The organism is Leifsonia sp. HAY1-4F, assembly GCF_056755275.1.
The window spans coordinates 1-253 of record NZ_JBNDHX010000424.1 but is presented as its reverse complement, the minus strand read 5'-3'; the positions used below and the strand labels follow the sequence as shown (position 1 = coordinate 253).

1 pseudogene is annotated in these 253 nt (G+C 71.1%); it reads right to left on the bottom strand.

The window, feature by feature from the left end:
* Positions 1-69: 69 nt before the first annotated feature.
* Positions 70-253, bottom strand: a pseudogene (locus ACPYOG_RS20050) (hypothetical protein); the annotation flags it as partial.

Below are 253 nucleotides of genomic sequence, written 5' to 3'. Positions count from 1 at the left end.
CCCCCCCCCCCCCCCCCCCCCCCCCCCCCCCCCCCCCCCCCCCCCCAAAACAAAACCCGCCACCCCAGATTAGCGAGTGTCTCGTGGGCTCGGAGATGTGTATAAGAGACAGATGCCGACCGGCTCCCGGGTGAACCAGCCGACCTTGCCGGCTCCGTTCCGGTTTCCTTCGAAGGGGATCGTCTCGCCCGTCAGGAACGCGCCGGCCTCGGCCGAAAGGCGCAGCGTCTCGACGCAGCGGCGCACCTCACGC